Here is a 22553-nt window from a genome sequence, read left to right as displayed (position 1 = left end):
GCTCACACCTCCCCGCGCTCGGTGTACCCCCGGCCGATCACGGCCGACATCCGGGCGTGGTGCTCGTCGACGTCCTCCGAGGAGAGCAGCACCGTCACCTGCGCACCCTGCGCGACCGCGGCCTCGACCGCCCGGTCGGACGCGTACGCCGCGACCTTGTAGCGGTAGTCGGAACGGGCCTCCAGGCTCGAACGCACCAGGTGGAGCTCCGCGATGCCCTGCACGGCGCGCAGCACATCCTCGGAGCCTTCGATCTGAACCAGGCTCACGACACTCACCACCTTGCCGGTGGCCCCGCTCGACGGCTGCGGTGCGTGAGCGCGGGACCGGGCTGCCCGCCGCGTCCGACGGGCCTCCGGGCCCGGCCGACCGGAGCCCGGGCACACAGCGTCACCGATGGCCCGCACCGGTTCGGGTGACGGACGGTGACAATTCCGGAACACCGGAGCCGGGTTTCCCGCCGTCGGGTGCGGGGAACCCACGCACGCTTTCAGCCTGGCACACCGGGCCCCGGACGTAAACCGCCGTCGGCGGCCGGGGGCGCGGGCGGCGTCCGGTCCGACGGCTCGCCCGTGTCGGCGTGGACCGGACCGGCCTGGCCGGCGGCCCCGCAGGCGGCCCCCTCGTTCGGCAAGCGGGTGGCCCCTCGTTCGCCCGGCGGGAGGCCCCATCGTTCGCCAGGGCCAGGGGGAGGCACGTCAGCTCGGCGGCCTCCCGGCGGTGTGCCACGGCACGAAGGCGTTCGTCAGGCCCGCGAGGGCCGTCCGTAGCTCAGGGTGGTGGCGCAGCAGCACCGTGACCATGGTGTTGTCGTCGATCCAGGCCATGCCGGCCTTGGAGTACACCCCGGGGGTGTAGTACTCGGTGAAGAAGCGGTCGCTGTTCAGCCGCCGTGACGCCATCAGGACGAAGATGCGGAACGCGGTGTCGCTGAAGGCGAATCCGGTGGGCAGCTTCTCCGCGTACATCCCGACCGTCAGGTCGACCTTCTCGATGTCGCCCTCGTAGAGCCGCTCGATCTCCTCGGCCCACTCCGGGTTGTCCGTCAGCTCCTGGAAGTCCTGCGCGGGCTTCAGCCGCAGCAGCCGCCGGAACTCGTTGTAACGGGGGACGCCCAGCTCCCTGCTGCGCAGGATGTCGGTGGCCGCGAGGTCCTGCAGGTTCCCGTCCGGACGCCGGTACTCCTGCAGGAACCTCGGGAAGTTGTGCAGGGTGACCAGGCCCGGCGGGAGCGTGCCGAAGCTGTACAGCAGGTCGGCCGTCCGCAGGGTCCCGAGGACCTTCAGCGCGTCGGGCCCCGAGATGTCACGGAACGTGCACTGCCGCAGGCCGGCGTCGTCGTCGGCGGACCGCAGGGGCCAGTCGTCGCGGACGAGCGGGTGCATGCGGTAGACGGCCACGAACTCCTCGGTGAGGGAGTAGGGGACGCCGTAGTGGTCGGTGCCGCCTCCTGGGATGCCGCTGACGACCTCGCTCCCGCTGATCCGGCCGAACAGCCTGTGCACGCGCTCGCCCGCGACGCCCCACCAGTTGGCCCGCAGGGCGGCAACGGTGGTGGGGTGGCTGATCACGGCCGGCGTCCACTCCACGGTGTGGATCTTGGCGAGGAGTGCGGCGTTGACGAGCCGGGCCCGCTGGAACAACTCCTCGTCGTCCCAGGACGGGTAGGCGCCGTGCAGGTGGTCGCAGATCGCGTTGTGCTCCCGGACGAAGAGGTCCTGCATCAGGGCCAGGCCCAGCCAGAAGCCGGGAATGCGGGAGGGGTCACGCGAGGGGTCCGCGGAGAACGGGGTCTGTCCGTTGTCCGACACGTGCAGCTTGCCCAGCTCTCCGGTGCGCAGCAGGCGCTGTTCGGTCCCGTCGCTGCCGTAGAGCTGGGAGGCGTCCCACCAGTGGGAGGAGACGTTGACGCGGGTGTCGGGGGTCCCGGCGGGGGCGTGCGGGTCCCGGGTCGGGTCCTCCGGTGTCCGCATGATCCGCATCGGCCGCTCGGGCCACGGGTCGTCGTCCAGCAGCGGCACCTCCCACGGGTGGTCGGTGGGGCTCGTACCGTGGCTGAACCAGTCGCGGATCATGAACTGCAGCCAGGCGGCGACCAGAGAGTTGACCGACTCGGCCGCGATCAGCTCGTGCCGGGTGAGCAGGGCGCGGCTGACCTCGCGCGGGTTCGGCCTGGACAGGACGGACTCGGGCGTGGCCGGGGCGATCCGGTCCAGCGGGACGTTGCGACCGAAGCGGGTGCCCGCCATGCCCATCCGGGGCTCGCCGAGGTCGTTGTGGCTGCCGTCGGCGGTCCGGTTGACCCGCTGTTTCGCGGACGCGGGTGCGGGGGTCGGCGGATCGACGGAGGGGAGCCGGCCGGTGTCGTGGAGGTTCTGCTGACGCAGTCTGACCCGCAGTCCGAGGAGGGTCAGCAGGCCCGGGGCGACCGGCAACCGGTCCCAGCCGATGCGTCGGTCGACGTACTCGGAGGCGCTGGTGATGATCCGCCAGGGGAGGGAGGTGCGGTAGCCGCCGCCGGTCGGGGCCGGGGCGGAGCGGCGGGAGTCGCGGGGCGTAGTCATGATGACTCCCCGTAAGTGCGGTGACGTGTTGTGGTGCTGGGGGACTGGGTGCCGGGAGTCGGCGCGGGCCCATGGCAGGGGCGATTCCTCTGTGGACGCTCAATTCCACGATAGGAGGGCCGTCGTCCACCCGCGCGTCGGGCTTCCGGCGGGCCGGGTGCGGCGGGTCCCACCGCAGCGTCGTCGGGCGGGTGGGGCAGGAGGGGGTCGGGGCACGCCGGGAGGTCGCGCTCGGTGACGGCGTCGAGGGTGGTGGCGTCGACGGTGACGGCGGCGGGGATGACGGCGGCGGGGATGACCTGGCCTGGCAGGTGCCAGGCCAGGTGCTCGTTCAGTCGGGCTAATGCGAGCCGGATGTCCCCTATCTGCTGGTATCACCCGCCCTATGCTCGCGAGGACCGCCCCCCACGGCCCAGGGAGATCACCGTGTACCGCTCCGTCACTGCCGGCGCCGCCGCCGCAGCTCTGCTGGCGCTCAGTGCCTGTTCCTCGAGCGGTTCGAGCGGTTCGAGTGGCTCGTCGATCCCCGCCGCCTCCGCCTCGGCCTCGCCGACGGTCACCGGCACGGTGACCGTCTTCGCCGCCGCCTCGCTGAAGAACACCTTCACCCAGATCGGCAAGATGTTCGAGGATGCGCATCCCGGCACCAAGGTCGTCTTCAACTTCGGCGGCAGCGACACCCTGGCCGCCGGCATCGTCAACGGCGCACCGGCGGACGTGTTCGCCTCCGCCAGTCCCGCCACCATGAAGACCGTCACCGACAAGGGCGACGCGGCCGGCACTCCCACGGTCTTCGTCAGCAACGAGCTGGAGATCGCCGTCCAGCCCGGCAATCCCCTGCACATCACCGCGCTGCAGGGCCTCGCCAACCCCTCGGTCAAGGTGGTGCTCTGCGCGAAGACCGTCCCCTGCGGCGCCGCCGCCCAGACCGCGCTCGCGGCGGGCAACGTCACGGTCACGCCCGTGAGCTACGAACAGGACGTCACCGCCACGCTCACCAAGGTCGAGCTGGGCGAGGCCGACGCCGGGCTCGTCTACCAGACCGACGTCAAGGGCGCGGCCGGCAAGGTCGACGGCGTGAACTTCCCCGAGGCCGCCTGCGCGATCAACAAGTACCCGATCGCGACGCTCGCCCATGCCCCGAACTCGGCCGGGGCCTCGGCGTTCGTCGCGTTGGTGCAGTCGCCGGACGGTCAGAAGGTGCTCACCGACGCCGGTTTCCTCGGCCCGTCGGCCTCCCCGTCCGCCGCGCCTTCGACGTGCCCGTCCACGTCCGTGTCCACGTCCGTGTCCGCGTCGGCCTCGGTATCCGCGTCGGCCCCGGCCTCGGCTGCCAACTCCGCCTCCCCCTCGTCGGCCACGTCCTGACCGGCCGCAGGCGTGGCCCGGGGGAGACGTCCGGTCCCCGGGTCGTGGGCGCGGGCGGGCGGTGCCACCGCGAACCGGACGACGGGGAGGCGGCGATCCCGCAGTCCTGACGTGACGTCGGATTCGATGTCGAATGACTGTTTGGCTCGACCGGACCGGGCGTGGCCGCGCACAGGCGGGCGCGGGCGGCCGGGGTGGGGCGTGCTCCCGGCGATCCGGTTCCCGTGGATCGCCGGAAGTGGCCCTGCTGGCAGGGGTGTTCGCCCCGGCGACGAGTCTGCGCGAGAGCCAGGTGGCCCGGAATCCGTCGCGGTGAAGCACCGGGTGCGGTTGGGTCACCTGACCCCTACGCCGCTGTCCGCGGTCAGCCGCGGGCAGCGGCGGCCAGCGAGGAGATCGCCCCGGCGACGTCCTCCGGTGATGCCGGCACGGTGAGCTGTGCGGCGTCGTCGAGGCCAGGGTGGGAGCCGACGCGCACGGAGTGTTCCGCGTTCCGCAGGAGGTCGAGGTCGTTGATGTCGTTGCCGAATGCGGCGTAGTCGCTGATTCCCAGCGCTTGCAGGGCCTCCCACTTCGTGGTCGTCCCGGGTGCGTAGTCGATGATCCCCTCGTCGAGGTGGTGGTTGACCGTCAGCCCCAGCGCCCGTCCGGCATCGGCCATCGCCATCATGTCGGAAGCGCCGACGACGAGGAACTTCACGACCTCGGGGAGCTCGGCGATGTCGACGTGGCGCGCGAGGTTGCCCTGGTCGACACGATTGCGGATCGGGTGGTCGTCAGGCCCGGTGTACGCGTAGTCCCAGGGGCCGTCCGCGAGGTACGTCCCGGCGTGTCGACCGACCGCGTCGAGCAACATGCCGACTGTTGCGAGGTCGAACGCTGCCCGGGCGCGGACCTTGCCGTAGACCGCGGTGAGACTTCCGTTCCCGCCGATCAGTGTCGCTGCCGGGAAGGAGCCGTCGAGTACGGGCAGGAGGTCCCGGATCGGTCGAGCGGAGGCGAAGACCAGGTGGAGTCCGGCGCGTTCGCACTCGCCGAGCGCGGCGAGGATCCGGTCGTCGATCGTCCGCCCGTCGAAGCAGAGGGTTCCGTCGATGTCGAAGACCGCGGTGCGACTGCGAAGCTTGATCATCTCAGGATGCTATCCGCCAGCCGATGCGGTCACGCGTTCGAGGGTTCCCGTTCGAGGGTTCCATGAGTGGCGCCGAGGCCCGTACGGCCGGCCAAGGCTGCCCGATCCGACCGACGGCTCTGGCTGAAGGCTCTGGTGTTCACCGACGACGGCATCGCGCTGGACTGCCGGGGGCGGGAGCCGTGTTCGGGAACGGGCTGGCGAAGGCGCTCCTGATGCCGGCGTCGATCAGGAGCGACTGGGATCCGAGGCGGCCGAGCGGGGTGCAATTCGCGTGGCCTACGGGGAATTCGTGCGAACGGGCCCGGGGTGGGCGGTGAGTTGGCAGGATGGGGCGGTGCCGTGCGGTGGGTGCACGACGGCGCCCCCATGGGGGCGGGGGCCAGAGGTCAGGGAGCGCGATGGAGTGGCGCCCGGCGGCGTTCCATGAGCCGATCGAGCACGATCTGATTCAGTGTCAGCTCTGCCCGTTGCGCTGCGGCCTGCGGGACGGGGAGGACGGCGCCTGCCGGGTACGCCGCCGGCGCGGCGGCGTACTGGAGACGGCCGCGTACAACACGAGCGCGGTCCACGTTCAGGCCGTCGAGCGCAAGCCCCTGTTCCACTTCCGCCCGGGGTCGGAGGTGGTGACGATCGCGCCGCCGGGCTGTACCTTCCGGTGTGACTACTGCGTGAACCACCGGGTGTCGCAGTACGGTCGCGACACCGATGCGGTGATCGACCACGTTCCCGTGCGGCCCGAGGAGGTCGTGCGCGACGCCGCCCGGCGCGGCGCCGCCGTGGGCCTGTCGTACACGGAGCCGTCGCTGGCAGCGGAGGTCACGCTCGACCTGGCAGCGGCGGCGGCGCCGCTGGGTGTGCCGCTGGTGTGGAAGTCGAACGGATTCCTCACCCCGGAGGCCCTGACCGTGCTCGCGCCCGTCCTGACGGCCGTCAACCTCGACCTCAAAGCTGCGGACGACGTCGCGCATCGCCGTCTCACCGGGGCACCGCTCGCCCCGGTGCTGGAGACCCTGCGGGCCCTTCACGCCTCCGGCGTGTGGGTCGAGGTCTCGACTCCGCTGATCCCCGGGGTGAGTGCGGAGCCCGGGCCGCTGCGGTGGATGGCCGAGTTCCTGGCGTCCGTCGGTCCCGGAATCCCCTGGCACGTGATGCGGTTGACTCCGGCCTACCGGATGAGGTCCGTGCCCCCGACGCCGCCGCAGGCGCTGGCCGAGGCCGCGCGGATCGGCCGGGAGGCGGGCCTGCTGCACGTCTATGTGGAGCGGGCGCTCGGCGACGAAGGGCGGGCCACCCGGTGTCCGGGCTGCGGTGCCGAGGTCGTGCGGCGGGGCCTGTGGCGGCTTGAGGAGAACCGGCTGTCGGACGGCCGCTGCCCGGACTGTGCGATCCGATTGGAGGGACGATGGTGAACGACCGTCAGCCGAGCGACGTGAGGTACCGGGTGGTGCCCGACCTCCCCGATCTCATCGAGCCCGAGGAATACCCCGACCACCCCGACGGCCACTTGGTGCGCCTGCGGATCACCTTCGGCCCTGATGGTGTCGCGGTGCTCGGCGACGCCTTTCGGCCCGAGCTACTGGAACGCCTGCTGGAGAGCCTCGGTCCGGAAGACATCGAGCAGATGATGTGCGGCTGACCTCTGGGAGGGGGACCACGGGGATCACAGGGCGGCGAACACCTCGTCGAGTACCCGGAGCAGTTCCGCCGGGTCGGGCGTCGGAGGCAGCACCCAGCAGCGGCTCCCGTGCGTCGGCACGGGCCGGTCCGGGTAGTGCACCCGGACCGCCACGGCATCGGGGGTCGGCAGGGCGGGCTCGAAGGGGTGCGTCAGCAGTACCGGCGTGGGCGGCCCCGTCACTGCGTCGTGCAGCTGCCGGGCCAGCCCGTCGAGTTCGGTCAGAGCGACTTCCCGGTCGGGCGGCCCCGGGGCAGCCACGGACCACAGGGCCGCCAGATCGCCCACCTCGTGGAGCTGCCGCGCCCCGGGCGGTCCGCCGAGGGTGACCAGGCCCACGCCGCGTCCCGTCAGGATCAGCCGCTGCGCCAGCAGATGGGCGAAGGACCGCAGGCTGTTGCCCACCTGCCCGTGGGCCGCGGGCGTGTCGTCGAGGACCAGGACGGCGGAGCGCAGCCGGTCCGGGGGCTGCGACCGGCGGGCGCGGTACAGCAGTGCGTCCCGGGCGAGCAGGGCGTGCCAGATCTCTCCGGGCAGGGCGAGCTGCGAGGCGAGCAACCGCTGTGGCGGGCCGTGCCGGGTGAGCTCGCCGGGCGCGGACGCGCCGGTGGCGGCGTCGACGGCGTCCCCGGCGCGGCCGGGACCCAGCACTCCCCACCGGGGGAGCTGCCGCCCTGCCGCCTCGACCGACTGTGCCCAGGGCAGCCGGAGCAGCCGACGGGCGAGCCCGGGGTCCTCGCGGACGGCGTCCGGACCGAGCAGCATCACCAGGGGCAGCAGCTCGCGGTGGAAGGATTGCAACGCCTGCCCGTACCGTCCGGGTGACACGGCTCCGGGCGGGGTGGCCGTACTGCCCCCCTCCAGACCCCACAGCAGGGCGTCGCGCAGCTCGCGAGGGCCCGCTGTCGGCGGGGCGGCGAAGCTCGGGTGGCCGGGCAGGAACGAGGCGACCATGCCTACCAGCGCGGGGTGGGCGGAGCGCGGCCAGGCAAGGGCCCGCAGGGCGGCCGCGGACCGGTGTCCCCACAGCAGGCGCAGGTCGGCGCGCGGGTTCGGGCGGAGCAGTCCGCTCAGCGCGGCCAGGTCGGCGAGCGAGGGCTGCGCTCCGGCGGCGGCTGCGGCGAGCGCGAGGTCGGCGAGGGACTCGGCGGGCATGGGTAGTGGCGCGGCCGGTGCGGCGCCGCGACCGCGCCGCAGCGACCACAGGCGGATCGGCCCCGCGGTGTGGGCGGTGGCGAGCTGTCGGCCCTCCGCGGACCACCGCACGCTCCACAAGGTGCCCCGACCGCTGGGCGGGCCGGGGAGGGTCAGCGCGACGGTCTCGCCGGTCACGTCCCACAGGTCGACGGCGGAGCCGTCCGGGCCGGGGGCGGCCAGCAGGGATCCGTCCGGCGACCAGGCGATCGTCGCCGACCAGCCCAGGCCGCCGGGCCGGCCGAGACGGTGCCGCAGCCGCCAGTTCTCGGTCGACCACACCGTCAGCGGCTCGCGGTCGCTGGCCGGCGCGGCGGCGAGGTGCCGGCCGTCCGGTGACCAGGCGAGTCGGGAGACGAAGCCGATCGCCTCGCTGGTCGCGCGGTGAACGAGCTCGAAGGCGGGCATCTCCCACACGACCATGCCGCCCCTGGTTCCTGCGGCCAGCCACCTCCCGTCGGGGGACCATGCGAGTCGGCCGACGCCGTTGGCGACCGGCCGGTGTTGCCGGTCGGCCGCCGAGCCGTCGGGGTTCAGCCGATGGAGCAGCACCTGTCCGGGCCGGCCTCCGCCCTCGGGCACCGCGAGCAGCGGCTGCCCGCACGGGGTCCAGACGGCGCCCTGGCCGCCGTCCAGCCGCGCGGTCTCGCGTCCGTCGGCGGAGCTCAGTACATGGACGGCCCCGACATCGTTGCGGGTCGAGACCGCCAGGAACCCCCCGGGGGTCGGCTGGACGGCGATCTCCAGGCAGCCGCGCGGGATCCGGGCCTCCCACGGCGTCCCGGGCTCCCCGGCCGCGCGACCGAGCGGGTCCGGCGAGGCCCCGGTGCGTGCACTGCCCGACCACCGGACCAGCCGTCCGGGGCCGTCCGCGAGGTAGAGACCCTCCCCGGCCGGCAGCCACCCGGTGTCCGGGAGCGCCGGTACGGCTTCCGCGGCTGCCAGGTCCTGGTGGCGTTCCACTTGCGGACGCGGGCCGTCGAGCCGGGGCAGCGCCCGGCCTATGGAAGCGCACATGGCGGCCGACCAGCGGCGGAGCTGTCGGCCGGGCCGCTGCGCCGCAGGGTTCACACCGGCTTCGGTCATCGCCCACAGCTCGGTGTCGTGCGGGCCGTTGAGCAGCAGCCGTCCGCACCGCGACAGCGCTGCGTCGCAACGGGTGCGCGGATCGCCCGCCCATTCGGCAGCCGGGGTGCGCCCGCCCTCGTCGAACACTGTCAGGCCTTGGCCCGCCACGGTCGCAGCCACCCGACCATCCGGCATGCAGGTAAGTGCGATGACCCGGCCGACCGAGCGGGCCACGGGAACGACCGGGCCGCCGCGCAGCCCGGTGCGGTGGATACCCGCGTCGTCGGCGACGTAGAGCTCCATTCCGTTCGGGGTCCAGGCCACGGCGGTGATGCCGGGGTGGTTGCTCAGAGCCGCCCGGTGCATCCGCCGGCCCTCGACGTCCCACAACTGCAGCGAGTTCTCGGTCGCCCGGCACAGGATGTCCCCGCCGGGTCGCCAGGCCAGGTCGACGGTCTCGTCGGTCATCGGGAGGTGGCGTGTGGTCCCCCCGGCACGGTGGATGACCGCAATGCCGCCACGCTCGGCCGGGTAGGCCACCCGCAGACCGTCCCGGGAGAGTGCGAGGCGGCGGGCCCCGGGCCCGGGTGGCAGCCCCGCGGCCAGCGGCCGGTGGCGTCCGGTGTCGGCATCGACGACGTCGACGGCCCCGGCGCGCAGCAGCAGGATCTCGTCGCCGTCGTGGCTCCACACCGCGTCGACGACCTGGCCCGCATAGCCCGGTGCGGGTGGCGGCGTCGTCCACACCGGTCGGCCGCCGTCGTCCAGGCAGTGCAGCGCGTCCCGGTCGCAGAAGAGCAGGAGCAGGCCGTCCGGGGCCAGCGCCAGGGCGCGGCCGTGGCTGAGGGACAGCAGTGGCCGGGCGGTCACGACTCGGCCGCGGCCTCCGCCGCGGCGCGTTCGTAGAGGTGGCCTGCCTGCAGCGGGTCCCCCGCGAGCCGGTAGCACTCGGCGGCCTCGGCATAGCGGCCCTCGGCGCGCAGCCGGGTGGCCCGGGCCAGTGGCTCGGTCGGATCCGCCGGGACCGCGCCGGCCGGGGCCTGCACCGACGCCGCGCCGAGCAGCTGCTCGGCGGCCGCCAGCAGGGCTTGGGCCGTGGGGGACAGACTGGGTGGGCGCTGCTGGGGGGCTGGCGGGACCCACAGGGTCCAGGCGGGGACCAGATGCTCCAGGGCGAAGCGGTGGAAGCCCTCCGGCCGGCAGACCACCAGGGTCTCGGCGTCCAACCCGAGGGTGCGCACCAGCGCGCCGGGCGGCAGCGCCGGGGTGAGCACGTGCGCGGCCTCGACGAAGCAGTTCCCGACGCCCAGCCGGTAGCAGGGGTCGCCGAACGGCAGTGCCGAGAGCAGTTGGGTGGGTTCGAGCAGCAGGTGGAGCCCGTCGCCGAGGAGCAGGAAGGCCCGTTCGCCGAGCGGACGGCCGGGCAGGTAGCGGCGCAGCAGGTCGAGTTGGCCGTCGTCCAGCAGTACGCCGGCCACCCGTTCTTCGCGGCCGCGACCCGGTACAACCCGCAGCCGGTCGAACGGCGCCCGCGGCGACGCGACCGAGGCCGGTGCCGCGGCGTGGGCCGGTACGGCCGGGACGGGGCCCGTGGCAGCGGTGTCCGCGACCTGCAGCGGTTCGCCGCTCACCCGTAGCCGCTGGGGCGGCAGTTCGGTTCCGTCGGTGACCAGCCACAGCTCGCCGTCCGGGACGGCCGTGGCCAGTGGAAGCCGGCCGCCGGGCAGCCGTAGCCGGATGTCGAGCAGTAGCCGCTCGTCCGGGCCGCTCCGGCTGCAGACCGCGGTGCGCGGCAGCCGGGCCAGCGAGTTGACCAGGGCAGCAGGCAGCGCCGCCTTGCCGCTCTGCCCGGCGGAGGACAGCAGCAGGAGCAGCGTCTCGGACCCGGCCGTCGGTTCCCGTCCGCCGGTGTGCAGCGGGCCGCTCACCACCGGGAGCAGCGACGCGTCGACTCCCGCCGAGGCCGTCCGGCGTAGCACCGAAGGGAGGAGCTGGGGGACCGTCAGGACGGCGACTTGCGAGGGCGGGTTCGTCGGGAGGTCGAGCGAGACCGGGCAACCGGCCGCCAGCTCCACTGCGTCCACCGGCGTCCCGGCGAGGACCGTCCGGAGCGCGAGGTCCAGGCCGGCCTCGGCACCACCGGTGATCCATTCCCCGTCGACGGCCGCGGCCCGGCCGCCGGCCGCCCGGACCAGCGCTTCGCCGGTCAGCGGTCCCAGCGAGGTGAGCAGCCACCAGTCGGCGGGGTCCGCCCGGAAGCAGGACCACCGTTCCTCGCCCGCCGCGGCGAGCGCCGACACGCAGGCCAACACGCCGGCCGTGGAGCCGAACCGGCCAGCGGTGCGCCACGGAGCGGGCCCGGCCGGCTGGACGGGGACGGGTGCGCCGGTACCGGGGACGGGCCCGTCGGGGTCCGCCGGCCGGCGCGCTGTGAACGGCGGCGGCTGCTGCGGGGGCACCGTGGGCTCGGACCAGAGCCCCGGCCACCGGCTCCCGGGCCGCGGGGTGTCAGCCACGCACGCCTCCCCTCCGGGGCGATGCGGCCTCGGGCGCGGGTAGTCCCCAGGTCCCGCCCAGGTGTTCCTGCGCCCACTGCCGCCACTGGTCGATCAGCTCCGGGTCGTGCCCGGTCTCCTCGGTCCGCCGCCAGGCCGCGGCGAAGAGTCGGCCGCCTCGGTCCAGCCGTCCGGTCCGGACCGCGGCCTCCAGTGCCCAGGAGAGCAGGGTCTGCCGCTCCTGCCGGTGGCCCGGGCGGGAGAGCTGGTGCTCCGCGAGGGTCAGCGCCCGGGTTGTCGGGCCCGGATCGGCATGCTCGGTCCACTCGTGGAGGCCGGTGGCGAGCGCGAGCCGTTCGGGCTGGGCACCGGCTGCGGCCGCCCTGGCGAGGAGGTGCCCGGCGGGCCGGCCGACGAGCAGCAGTTCCCAGGCGGCGTCGAGCGGCCGGTCGTACTCCTCCCAGCAGGCCGCGGCCCGGTCGGTGAGCCCAAGGGCGCGGAAGCAGTGGGCTGCCTGCTCCGGGTTGCCCGCCAGCCGGTACACCTCTCCCGCCTGTTCGGTCTCGCCCGCTCGCGCGTAGGCATCGGCGGCCGTCCAGCGCTGTCCGAGTGCGTCGTAGCAGCGGGCCGCGTCGGCGTACGCGCCTGCCTCGATGAAGCACTCAGCGGCTTTGCGCAGCAGTTCGGCCCGTCCGGTCATCGGTTGCTTTGCCGCTCCTGCTCGGACCGGCTGACATCCTCCTCCTCGATGTGCCAGGGCAGGCCCCCGACCGGGATCGGCAGAGGGGCGCCGGGCCGGACCTCATCGATCCGCGGGCGGCGGGCCATGACTTCGCCGAGCTCGCCGGCGATCCTGTCGTGCTCGGCCTCGTGGTCGGCGCCCCGGCGTCCGGCGGCGTCGACGTCGTCCACCTGGAAGAGCTCGACCTCACCGGTCCGGGTGTTGAGACGGACGTTCACTCGTACCCGCATTCCTGAGTCACCCCTCGATCTCGAACTGGATGTCGATAACTCCGTCGCCCTCGCGCTGGTCGACGTCGACCGCACCGTGGGCGCGTGCGTAGTCCACGACGGCGCGCCGGTAGGCGTCGGCGAGCACCGAGTTGACGGCCAGCAGGGCTTCGTCGCGGAGGTCGTCGAGCCGGGCGCGGTTGCGCTCGTCCAGCTCCCGTCGCTTCTCCCGCTCGGTGGTCCGGTGCTGCTCGGCGACCCTCAGGTCGGCCTGCGTCTGGGCGTCCTCGCCCAGTTGCTGTTCGGCCCTGTCCTGCTCGCTGCGGGCCGCGGCGGTCATGCCGGCGGCCGCCGCGGTGATCTTGGCGGCGAGGTCGGCCTCCGCTTTCGCCTGCGCGTCGCGACGGGCGTCGGCCTCGCTGCGGCGGCGCGTGTCGGGGTCGTACCTGCCCTCGCCGTGGCCGGAGATCTCCCGCGTGACCGTGCCGGCGTCCCGCAACCGCGTGGTGACGGCGGTGTCGACGGTGTCGCTGAGCCGGGCCACCACCCGCAGGGTGCCGTCGGCGGGGTGGTACCGGACCTCGGCCGCGTTCAGCGACAGGACGATCTCGGCTCCCCGTTCGCTCCAGCGGCCGGAGGTGCGCAGCCCGGATTCGAACGCGACCCGGGTGGCGGGGCCCAGCGAACTGCCGAAAGGGAGCGTGACGGTGAGTTCGGAGGTGACGTCGCTGCTGAGCCGCGCGGTGCGTTCGACCTCGATCTCCCACGCCTCGGCGAGTTTGTGTGCGGCGGTGATGACGACCCTGCGCGGATTGCACATGTGTTCCCCCGTCGGGTTCAGTCCGTGGGCGATTGAGATGACGTAACGTCAATTCTATGACAGGACAGGCGAGTAGATGTGGGGGATCTCCACGGTCAGTTCGTGGGCCACAGGGCCAACACCCGGTCGATCTGGTCCCGTACCTCGGTGACCCGGGACCTGGCATTCGGGTCCCCGTTCGTCAACTCCATCCGGATCTCGTTCAGCCGGCGCAGCACGCTCTCCTTCGCGGCGTCCGTCGAGTCCGGGGAGACCTGGCTCGCCAGGAAGCGGGCCCGGGTGACCAAGAGGTCCGCGTCCGGCGCCGCGCGCAACGGGTTGCCGCCGTCGTCCTCGACCCGCTGCTCGACCAGTCGCCGTACCGTCTCCGCCTCGTCCGGGTCGCTCCAGACGTGGGCGAGCGGCCACAGATCGCGCGGCGAGGCCTCGTCCGCCTCACGCAGGGTGGCGGCCGAGGCGACCAGGCCCATCCCCCTGACGATGCGCCGGTCGGACAGCCGAACCCCTTCGTCCAGCAGCTCCCGGATCAGCTCGGTGTAGCCGGGCACCACCTTTTCCACTCGGACGTCGAGCCGCCGCCGGTGCAGCCGGTCCAGGTCCTCCACTCGCAACGGGAAGCCGGTCGGCTGCGGAGGCCCGGCCAGGAATCCCTGCTGTGGACCTCGCCCGAGGCGGGACTCCACCAGGGCCTCCAGGTGTCGGCCGGCCACCGGAGCGACCTCCGCGCGCAGCAGGAAGCGATCGGCGAACGCGGCCGTGGACGGGTCCCGGGGCAGTGCGTTGTCGGCGCCGACCAGCGACACCAGCGGGACCTGCCGCAGCTCGGTCCCGTCGTGGAAGACCCGCTCGTTGAGTACGGTGAGCAGGGTGTTGAGGATCGGGCTGCCCCCCTGGAAGATCTCGTCGAGGAAGGCGATCGGGGCCTCCGGGAGCATGCCCTCGGTGCGCACCGCGTACCTGCCCTCGCGCAACTTCCCGACGTCGACCGGGCCGAACACCTCGGCCGGCTCGGTGAACCGGGTCAGCAGCCGAGTGAACACGGGGAGCTGCATGCCCTGCGCGAGGCGGGTGACCAGCTCGGTCTTGCCGGTCCCCGGCGGGCCGAGCAGCAGGACGTGCTCCCGGGCGATCAGCGCGACCTGCAGGATCTGCAACACCTCGTCGCGGCCCACGAAGTGCTGCTCGACGGCGCGGGCCACCCCCCTGAGCCTCAGCAACGACTGACGCTCCACCTCCTCGCGGTCCCAACGGCCTTCGTCCACCGCGTTCATCTCCTCGCCGCCTTCTTGTCCCGGTGCGTCTGCAGCACCTGCCCCACCAGTGATCCCAGCCGCCACGCATCCGGCTCCTCCTGGCGGTACACCAGGCCCACGTACGCGTCCCGGACGATCGACCGCAGCTCGTCGCCGTTGCACAACTCGGCCGCGTTGGCGACCATGTCGAGCAGGCCGTGCCGGCCCAACCGGGCTTCGAGACCGTAGCGCCTGGCATGGTGCCGCAGGATCGCCCGGCGGGCCTCGACGTCCGGCAGAGCGATGGAGATGCTCTGGAAACGGCTCGGGCGCAGAAGCGCCGGGTCGATCATGTCGATCCGGTTGGTGGTGCCGATCACCAGCATCTGGACGTCCGGCCGGAAGCCGTCCATCTCGGTCAGGATCTGCGCCACGATGCTGTTGCCCGCGCGGCTGGCACCGTCGCTGCGGCCGGAGCGCTCGGTGGCCAACGCGTCGAACTCGTCGAAGACGATCACCGAGGGGGCGCTGCGCCGGGCCGCCGCGAACAGCTCCCGGATCTTGCGCTCGCTCTCGCCGACGTACATGTCGGTCATCTCCGGGCCCGACACCACCTGCACGGTCGCCTTCATCTCCCGCGCGATCGCCTTCGCGAAGAGGGTCTTCCCCGTTCCCGGCGGGCCGTGGAAGATGAACCCGCGCGGAATCAGCTCGCCCTGGACCGCGCGCAGCAGACCGGTGTCCTGCCGGCGGTCCTGGATGATCCGCAGCGCTTGGCGGATCTGCGTCTTCACGTCCTCGTAGCCGCCGATGTCGTCCAGCGTGACGTTCGGCAGCTCGAAGCTCTGGGACTGCTGCGCCTTGAACTCCAGCAGGGTCTGTCGCAGGTCGTCGACCGTGGCAGGCTCCGGTCCGCCGTGCCGCTGATGGGCGTACCGCATGGCCTGCCGCAGCCGCACCGGGCTCATCCCGGCCACGTACTTGAAGAACTCCTCGGCGTCGAAGCCCGTGAAGTGGCCGGCCTCGGCCTCGGTCACCAGGGCCTCGCAGAGCGGGATCTCCGTCCCGGGGGAGCGCGACACCTGTGGCGGCATCCCGGACAGGCCCACCCGTACACTGAACCGCTCGGCGAGCACCTCGGGCAGTGGGAGGGCGGTGTGGGCGAACGCCAGCACCAGGCGCTCGGGGTACTCGTACAGGAGCTCCACCAGGTCGCGGCCCTCGGCGTGGGCGCTGATGTCGGATCCGCCGCACAGCAGGTCCAGGTGAGGCAGGACCAGTACCTCGGTGTGCTTCAGCTCGCGCAGCATCTCCCGCAGCCGGGCGAGTCGGCGCTGACGGGGGTTCATGCTCACGCCGGCGAGCATGTCCTCGGCCGACGCCGGTGCGTCGGACGCCACGGCCTCCGGCTCCAGCAGAGCCGGCCGCAGCTCGGCGAGGAGGCAGATGGCCTCGTGCAGATGGCGGGTCAGGGTCTTGTCGCAGACCACCAGCACCGGGAGGCCGTTGCCGAGCAGCGAGGCGACCTGCTCGATCTGCTGGGCGTAGGTGAGCCGGACCGCCTCCGCCTCCTCGATCGACTCCGGGTGGCCGCGGGCCGCGAGCGGACCGGTGGGCTTCGGACCTGCGGGCCTCGGCCCGCCGGGGGGAGCGACGGGCGGCGGAGCGGCCGCGGGCCCGGTGTCACCTGGCACCGGGTGCAGCACCGTCCACGGCGGCAGCTCGTGGAGAGACCGGAACTCCACGGCGAAGTCCTGCCACCGGCGACCGTGCAGCGTCTCCGGGAGAGGTTCGATCAGCCGGAGGCCGCGGCCTCGCAGGGCCTGCAGGATCGGCGTGTCGTCCCGGGTGCCGCGGAGCACGGTGCCGAGGTCTTCCTCCGGCAGCACGATCGTCAGCGGGAAGAGGCTCACAGGGTCGGTCCTCTGCTCGAATGACGACGGAAGAGTTCGATACCGGGCCGGTGGTCCACCAGCAGCGGGCGCTCCTGGAGTTCCATCACCCGGTTACGGTGGATCCAGGCCAGCGGCCCCCACCAGGCGCACACCGCCCGTGCCCAGGGGTCGTCCCCGGCCCGCAGCAGGTCATCGGCGCGCCGTACCAGCTGCAGCGTCTGCGGGCCGTGCTGGAGGAGCGCCGTCTCGTAGACGTCCAGGACGAAGTGACGGCCCTCGGCGGTGAGCCGGTAGCCCTCCAGCACCTCTGCCCGCCAGCCGACCGTCCGCGCGGAGTCGGGCGCAGGTTCGGCCAGGGTGCGGACGACCATCCGACGGGTGTCGGGGCGGAGCAGGAGATCGTCGAGCAGTTCACCGCACTCGTCGGCGCGGTGCGGCCGCGGGTGCGTCAGGACTCCGGTGAGCGGCGACCGGTCCAGCAACAGGTCGGCCAGCGTCGGGTCCAGGCGCAGCCCGGCGGCCGGGCACAGCGCCCAGGACACCAGCCCATGCCGGGCCAGCAGTTCGGTGCCGTCGGCACTGGACCGGACCCCGTCGATCAGCAGGGCCGCCTGCGGCGCCGGGTCCGGGCGGGTGAGCGCGGCGGCGAGCAGCAGGACCTCGGCCCCCGGCGGCTGCCACTCGCCGAGTGGCGGCTGCTGCAGGCCGAGCCGGGCCGCGGTGACCGCCGCCAGCCGGGCCGCGGCGGCCGCCGGGTCCTCCGTCGGCGGCTGCCAGGAAACCGTCGCGAGTGACGGTCCCGACGGCTCAGCGCAGGCCGAAGCCAGCAGTCGCGAAACGGACCGCTCCATCACGCTCATCCCGGCGTCCCAGCGGGCACAGCACCATCTCCTCGGCTCTGCGTGCGTAGCAGCGAAGGACTCGGGCGTCCTCGGTCAGGTTGATCAGCGCGGCCACCTGCCACGGACGCCGGAAGGTGGCCAGGTGCAGGTCCACGTCTGTGCCGGAGAGCCCGAACTCGTCAGTGGCCGGGAAGAGGTGCGTGTGGTACCAGCCCACCAGCCGCTCGCCCGGGAAGCGCTCCGTCAGCTCACGGCTCATCTCCCGGAAGGAGTCGCCGGTGAAGGTGAAGTGGGTTCGTGAGGCGCCGGAGAAGCGGGCGGGTAGGACGTGGTGCACGACGACGATCCAGCGGTCCGGGTCGTCCGGGTGCCGGAACGGCTGTCCTGACAGGAACCCGCCCTCCTCCAGCTCCCGCGAGAACCGCAAGCCCCGGGCCAGTTGCCGCGCGGCCTCGGGCGCCAGCAGCGTGGTGACCTCCGCTGCGGCCCGGGCCGGGTCGATCCCCCAGCCCTGCGGGTCGAAGGCCGGCAACTCGGGCTCTTCGGCACGTCGTACGGTGAATGCGAGCGGCGGGGCCGACTGCGGGTCGACGTCGACCGCGCCGCTGACCTCGGGTGCCTGCCTGGCCGGCGCCTCGGCCCGGGCCGGGCCGATCTCGAAGGCCCAGGTCTCCTCGTCCGGGTCGAGTCGGCGCACCAGCTGGACCAGGCCGACGGCCAGGAACTCGTTGACCGACCGGGACCGCTCGTAGACCACCTGCTCGCCCACCCGGACCCGGACGCCGATCTCGCCGATCTCGCGGCTGAGATTCACGATCCGGGGCGGACCGAGGATCTCCGAGCGGTCCGGGACGGCCCGCAGCGCCACCTCGACCCGCCACAGCTCGTCCGGGCGGGTCCGCAGGGCCGGGGTCGAGGCCAGCGACAGCCGGAGCAGACTCTCCAGTGTGCAGGAGCAGCTCGGCACCAGCCGCGGCCCCTTGAACAGCCGGACGTCGTACGACCGTTTCTCACTGGTCATCGAGCGTGCCCCTGCGCCGGATCCGGATCGCGGTCGAGGTGGCGTCGAGAGGCTCGGGCTCGACGTACGGGACGCCGTCGGCGTCCAGCCGGAGGGTCTTCCCGCCGAGCCGTGTGATGTGCGCCTGGCCCTGCGGCGAGCGGGCCCACGCCGCGGCTTCGTCGTTGACCCAGCCGCCGCCGCCCTCGTCGTGGTGGAGCACCTCGTAGTTGGTGTAACGAGCCATGTCGACAAGGATCTGGCAGAGCCGCCCGAAGTCCATGGTCGGCTGGTACGCGCTCATCAACTCGCCCAGACAGACCATGCCCTCCGGCGCGGTGGGGTGGTCCGGCCCCGTCACGTTCGGGTGGAACACCGGGCTCTCCCAGAGCACCAGCGGCGCCCGCAGCGGGAAGTCGTCGCCGAGCACGATCAGCACCCGGTGCTCGCCCGCGGGCACCGGATCGTCTCCCAGGTACCGCGGCGGGGCCAGGCCCTCGGCGGTGAACTCGACCTCGAACTCGGTGGGGAAGGTGACGTCGTCGATGTGGACGACGGCGAAGTCCTCCTTGTGGGCGGCCGCGTAGCGCTCGATCTCCCCCCGGACCCGGTGCACCGCCTCGAACCGCAGGGGGAGGGGCGCGCCCGCGGTGGACTCCGGGAACACGTTGAGGGTGTCACCGTCCCGGACCCCGGACGAGGCGAGTGAGAGGGCCGGATCGAGCCGTACGAAGCTGCCGTCCGGCTGGAGGTGGTCCACCACGGTGCGCCGCCGCCGACCACGCCGGTCCCGCGACGCGGAGTCCTGGTACTGGCCGAGCACCGCCTGCGCCACTCCGCCGGCGGTCGTGGTGCTCGGTACGTCGGGGAGCTCGAAGGGCGCGTGGTCGGGCCCCTGGATGTTGATCCTGAGCAGGTGGGGCCGGTGATCGAAGTCGTGCTGCTCGATGGTGCCGTTCCGGCCGCCGACCGGGCATTCGAGCTCCTGCCTGAGCTGCGCCACCCGGTACTCGTCCCATGGACGGGTCAGCGCCATCGCCAGCTGCACGTGCTGCCCGAAGCTGTGGTAGGCCAGATGAGCACCGGGATCCGCGAGCGGCACCGCCCGGGCGAACCGCAGGGCCGTCGCCTCCTGGCCGATGTACACGAGGGTGGGGAAGGAGGGCTGCCGGCGTCCGGAGGGAGCCTGAGCGCCGTGGGGCGGCTCGGCGGGCCGAGGGGGCACAATCGGAACCTCCGCGGTGTGGGGCGACGGCGTGACGTCCGGTGCCGGCCTGGTCACGTCCGGGCCCTCCTGACTCACCAGGCCGAGTGCGCGCCCGGCCTCCCGGAACACCTGGTTGGACGGCCACTCCTGCATGAGTACGCGAATCAGCTCTCGTTCACCGTCGACCAGCCGCCCGCCTTCCAGCTGCGTCAGCACGTCCTGCCAGAACTGGGCGGCGCTGGTGGCGGCCGGGATGTGCGCCGTCGGGAAGCCGATCGCCTTGAGGATTAATATCCCGTCCTGCATCGGCAGGTACTTGCACAGCTGTTCGTAGAGTTCGGTTCTCACCGTGCACCGCCTCCCCAGCCCGTTCCGGGCTTCAGTTCCAGATACCGCGACAGGGTTCTGCCGCGGTCGTCGAGTACGGGGATCAACTCGCCCGGCGGGATCCCGAGGGCGCCCAACGACGCGTCGGGGTCCGCCGCGCGCAGCCTGGTGGTGGCGGGAACGGGCGAGCGCGATCCGACGCCGACGAACCCGGCCCAGCCCATCGGCTGCTCCGCCGGGCCGACCAGGCCGAGCAGCGCGGACACCGGATCGTCCACCGTCAACGGCACCGGGTGCACCTGGTCGCCCGGCACCCGCTCGTGCAGGGGGCACCCGGGCGACGGGCCGCGGCGGCCTCCGGCGGTGGTGACCAGGCCGGTGCCGGCCAGCGGATCGAGCCGCATCGCGCCCTCGGGCACCGGCAGACCGAGCAGCAGCCGTACCGCCCAGAGGCCCAGTTGCGCGCCGACGAGGGCGGAGACCGGCGCCGAGGCGGCCTCGACCCGGGCCTGCCCGGGGCCGGGCGCCGTGCAGCTCCACGGGTCGTCCCGGACGGCCAGCTCCCGGGGCGTCGAGCCGCAGCCGTAGCAGGGGCCGCCGGGCCGGAAGTACCGCACCTCCCCGCCCCAGGGGTGGGTTCCGCCGTCCAGCATCGCGGCGGCCACCAGATTGACGCGGGAAGCCAGTTGGATCCGGGCGGCCCGGCTGTCCAGGCAGCTGATCACGAGGTCGGCGGCGCGCAGCTCGGCCAGCCCGACACCGGACAGCAGCGGCGCGCAGCGCGCCGTCGCCTCGACGCCCGGGGCGAGCTCCGCCAGTGCCGTCGCGGCGACCTCCGCCTTGGGCCGACCCAGGTCGGCAGCGCGGAACAGTACGCCGCGGCTGAGGTTGCTCTCCTCGACGCCGTCGGGGTCACAGAGCAGCAGCCGGCCCACGCCGACCGAGGCCAGCAGCCGGGACACCTCGCTGCCGAGTGCGCCGATCCCGACCACCACGCAGCGGGCGGCGGCCAGCCGCTCCTGGTCCCAGCCGGGGACGGCCCGCTGCCTGGAGTACAGCTCTGCGGAGCCTGCGGCACGGTTCCGGGCCGCCGCCATCAGGACTGCCCCCCGCGCTCGACCAGGAAGGTGAGGCAGGACTTCCGGCCGGGGGTGCGACTCCAGTGGTCGTAGCACATGAGCCCCTGGGCCGGGTCCCGGTGGATGGCGCTCATGCAGGGCTCGGGCTGACCGCAGGGGCAGTGCACCACCACTTCGCCGGTGCGCAGCGTCGCGCCGCACACCCAGCACCCGAAGCGGCGCTGGTGCGCGCCGCCCGGTACGGTCTGGTCGAACCGGGCCAGCAGCGGGTGGCCGGGGTCCAGCCGGGACAGCCGCAGGCCGCTCTCCGGCGGATACGCCGCGTCGAGCCCCCGGTGGAAATCGGCCGCCGCCTGTGCGGTGTCGGCCCGTGGGTGCGCCTCCGACTCGGACGTGCAGAAGTCGGCGTCGTGGTGGCGCAGCAGGAACTCCTCGGCGGGACCGCCGGCCAGCGACACCGCCTCGCCGAGCCGGAATGTGTGGCTGCACTCCTGGCAGGACCGGCCCGCCGCGTCCATCTGCTGCAGCAGCCGCTCGGTGACGGTGATCCGGGTGCTCCCGGCGGCGCACTCCCCGTCGCCCGCGGCGTCCGGTGCGGCCGCGCCGGGCTCCGGCGCGCCGCCGAGCCCGAGCCGGAACTGCCGCAGCGCCTCCACGGTCTGTGGGTCCGTGATCTCCGCCACGGCGTCCTGGGCCTCGGCGGCGGCCAGTCGGCGGCTGCGCCGCTCCCGGGCGGCGGCAGCCGCGCGGCGCTGGTCGGCCGCCGCGGACTCGGTGACCACGATGACCCGAGGCGTCGTCACCCGGATCGGCCTCCTGTCCTGAGCTCGAGTTCCACGGGACCGGTGGCGTCCAGATCGACCTGGTGCAGGCCGAACCGGAAGGAGTCGCCGATGTTCCGGCCGTGCCGCAGGCCGGTGTAGAAGCCGCGGTCGAAGGAGAGGGCAGCAGGATCGGGGAGCCGGCTGCGGCAGGCGATCACCGACTCGACCGTGGCCGGCAGCGGCGTGGTGCCCGTCCCGAGGTGGCAGGCCGTCATCACCACGGTCCGGATCCCGCCGATGGTCTCGACGATGCCCGCCAGCAGGGCCAGCGACATCGCCGCGACCCCGCCGTTGTCCTGTTCCAGCATGAAGTAGCCGTTGGGGGAGCCGTGTCCGCCCAAGTGCAGGACCTCGGGCCGGTACTGGAGCAGCGCCGGCAGGATGTCCGACGGCCGGGCGGCGGGTTGGACGGCGATCTCGAGTGGCCGCGGGCCGGGCTGTCGGGAGATCTCCTGGATCAGTCGTGCCTCGGAGCCGAGCCGGAGGCGGTCCTGGCCGGGGCCGGCCGGGTCGGCGAACAGGAGCAGCACCCGCAGCGGTGGCTGCTCGGCCGGCCCGGTGGGTCTGGAGCCGTCGGGGGCGAGGCAGAGGCGCTCGGCGGCGGCGCGGAAGACGGGGTTGCTCGGCCACTCGCGGACCAGCGCGCCGACCAGGCGGGCCTCGCCGTCCTCCAGCCGGCCGCCGTCGAGCTGGGTCAGCGCGTCGTGCCAGAACTGACTGCTGGTCGCCGAGTTCTGCGGGAGGGTCGCGGGCGGGAAGCCGATCGCGCGAAGGAGGCGGGTGCCTTCGGCCACCGACAGCCACTTGTTCAGCTCGTGGAAGAGCTCGTCATCCAACGTGTGCCGCCCCCAGCCCGGTCGATTCGCACAACCTATCT

Annotated in this window: 18 protein-coding genes and 1 pseudogene; 3 read left to right on the top strand and 16 right to left on the bottom strand. The window is 73.4% G+C overall.

The window, feature by feature from the left end:
• Positions 1-2 precede the first annotated feature (2 nt).
• Both ACFC1F_RS05295 and ACFC1F_RS05290 read right to left on the bottom strand, forming a co-directional pair.
• A complete protein-coding gene (locus ACFC1F_RS05295) occupies positions 3-269 on the bottom strand; it encodes a hypothetical protein (RefSeq protein ID WP_209413848.1) in 267 nt (88 codons plus the stop codon).
• Positions 270-698: 429 nt separating this feature from the next.
• On the bottom strand, positions 699-2564 hold the full coding sequence (locus tag ACFC1F_RS05290) for a peroxidase family protein (RefSeq protein ID WP_376155841.1): 1866 nt from the start codon (positions 2562-2564) through the stop codon (positions 699-701).
• A gap of 354 nt (positions 2565-2918) precedes the next feature.
• Here ACFC1F_RS05290 and modA point away from each other — a divergent pair.
• Positions 2919-3794, top strand: a pseudogene (gene modA, locus ACFC1F_RS05285) (molybdate ABC transporter substrate-binding protein); the annotation flags it as partial.
• A 502-nt stretch (positions 3795-4296) separates the two neighbouring features.
• Here the strand turns inward: modA and ACFC1F_RS05280 are convergent.
• Positions 4297-5064, bottom strand: a complete 768-nt coding sequence (locus ACFC1F_RS05280; RefSeq protein ID WP_376155839.1) for an HAD hydrolase family protein — start codon at positions 5062-5064, stop codon at positions 4297-4299.
• A gap of 401 nt (positions 5065-5465) precedes the next feature.
• Between ACFC1F_RS05280 and amrS the strand changes: the two genes are divergently transcribed.
• Positions 5466-6476, top strand: coding sequence for an AmmeMemoRadiSam system radical SAM enzyme (amrS, locus tag ACFC1F_RS05275; protein WP_376155837.1), 1011 nt, complete (start codon positions 5466-5468; stop codon positions 6474-6476).
• The gene (locus ACFC1F_RS05270) at positions 6470-6703 is read left to right on the top strand and encodes a radical SAM-modified peptide, FtsH ternary system-associated (protein WP_376155835.1); all 234 of its coding nucleotides are present in this window, start codon (positions 6470-6472) and stop codon (positions 6701-6703) included. Before amrS ends, ACFC1F_RS05270 begins: the two co-directional genes overlap by 7 nt.
• Before the next feature lie 24 nt (positions 6704-6727).
• Here the strand turns inward: ACFC1F_RS05270 and ACFC1F_RS05265 are convergent, their stop codons facing one another.
• The 13 genes from ACFC1F_RS05265 to ACFC1F_RS05205 all read right to left on the bottom strand — a co-directional run bounded on the left by ACFC1F_RS05265 (position 6728) and on the right by ACFC1F_RS05205 (position 22512).
• A complete protein-coding gene (locus ACFC1F_RS05265; RefSeq protein WP_376155833.1) occupies positions 6728-9874 on the bottom strand; it encodes a hypothetical protein in 3147 nt (1048 codons plus the stop codon).
• On the bottom strand, positions 9871-11520 hold the full coding sequence (locus tag ACFC1F_RS05260) for a hypothetical protein (protein WP_376155831.1): 1650 nt from the start codon (positions 11518-11520) through the stop codon (positions 9871-9873). Before ACFC1F_RS05260 ends, ACFC1F_RS05265 begins: the two co-directional genes overlap by 4 nt.
• Positions 11513-12199: a hypothetical protein gene (locus ACFC1F_RS05255; RefSeq protein ID WP_376155829.1), complete on the bottom strand. Its 687-nt coding sequence runs from the start codon at positions 12197-12199 to the stop codon at positions 11513-11515. The genes ACFC1F_RS05260 and ACFC1F_RS05255 overlap by 8 nt, the downstream gene beginning before the upstream one ends.
• The gene (locus ACFC1F_RS05250; RefSeq protein ID WP_376155827.1) at positions 12196-12459 is read right to left on the bottom strand and encodes a hypothetical protein; all 264 of its coding nucleotides are present in this window, start codon (positions 12457-12459) and stop codon (positions 12196-12198) included. Before ACFC1F_RS05250 ends, ACFC1F_RS05255 begins: the two co-directional genes overlap by 4 nt.
• A gap of 19 nt (positions 12460-12478) precedes the next feature.
• On the bottom strand, positions 12479-13270 hold the full coding sequence (locus tag ACFC1F_RS05245; RefSeq protein WP_376155825.1) for a hypothetical protein: 792 nt from the start codon (positions 13268-13270) through the stop codon (positions 12479-12481).
• 95 nt (positions 13271-13365) lie between these two features.
• The gene (locus ACFC1F_RS05240; RefSeq protein ID WP_376155823.1) at positions 13366-14532 is read right to left on the bottom strand and encodes an AAA family ATPase; all 1167 of its coding nucleotides are present in this window, start codon (positions 14530-14532) and stop codon (positions 13366-13368) included.
• A gap of 5 nt (positions 14533-14537) precedes the next feature.
• Positions 14538-16415 carry an ATP-binding protein gene (locus ACFC1F_RS05235; protein WP_376155821.1) on the bottom strand — a complete coding sequence of 626 codons (1878 nt, stop codon included), beginning with the start codon at positions 16413-16415 and terminating at the stop codon, positions 14538-14540.
• Positions 16412-17248, bottom strand: a complete 837-nt coding sequence (locus tag ACFC1F_RS05230) for a hypothetical protein (protein ID WP_376155819.1) — start codon at positions 17246-17248, stop codon at positions 16412-16414. The genes ACFC1F_RS05235 and ACFC1F_RS05230 overlap by 4 nt, the downstream gene beginning before the upstream one ends.
• A complete protein-coding gene (locus ACFC1F_RS05225; protein WP_376155817.1) occupies positions 17205-18260 on the bottom strand; it encodes a JAB N-terminal domain-containing protein in 1056 nt (351 codons plus the stop codon). The genes ACFC1F_RS05230 and ACFC1F_RS05225 overlap by 44 nt, the downstream gene beginning before the upstream one ends.
• On the bottom strand, positions 18250-19794 hold the full coding sequence (locus tag ACFC1F_RS05220; protein WP_376155815.1) for an effector-associated domain EAD1-containing protein: 1545 nt from the start codon (positions 19792-19794) through the stop codon (positions 18250-18252). The genes ACFC1F_RS05225 and ACFC1F_RS05220 overlap by 11 nt, the downstream gene beginning before the upstream one ends.
• On the bottom strand, positions 19791-20870 hold the full coding sequence (locus tag ACFC1F_RS05215) for a ThiF family adenylyltransferase (RefSeq protein ID WP_376155814.1): 1080 nt from the start codon (positions 20868-20870) through the stop codon (positions 19791-19793). The genes ACFC1F_RS05220 and ACFC1F_RS05215 overlap by 4 nt, the downstream gene beginning before the upstream one ends.
• Positions 20870-21655, bottom strand: coding sequence for a hypothetical protein (locus ACFC1F_RS05210; RefSeq protein WP_376155812.1), 786 nt, complete (start codon positions 21653-21655; stop codon positions 20870-20872). Before ACFC1F_RS05210 ends, ACFC1F_RS05215 begins: the two co-directional genes overlap by 1 nt.
• Complete coding sequence (locus ACFC1F_RS05205) at positions 21652-22512, bottom strand: CHAT domain-containing protein (RefSeq protein WP_376155810.1); 861 nt, start codon at positions 22510-22512, stop codon at positions 21652-21654. The genes ACFC1F_RS05210 and ACFC1F_RS05205 overlap by 4 nt, the downstream gene beginning before the upstream one ends.
• Positions 22513-22553: the final 41 nt, after the last annotated feature.

The organism is Kitasatospora sp. NPDC056181 (genome assembly GCF_042266225.1).
Lineage (GTDB): Bacteria > Actinomycetota > Actinomycetes > Streptomycetales > Streptomycetaceae > Kitasatospora.
The sequence above is the reverse complement of the archived record's forward strand: the minus strand, read 5'-3'. Positions and strand labels throughout refer to the sequence as shown.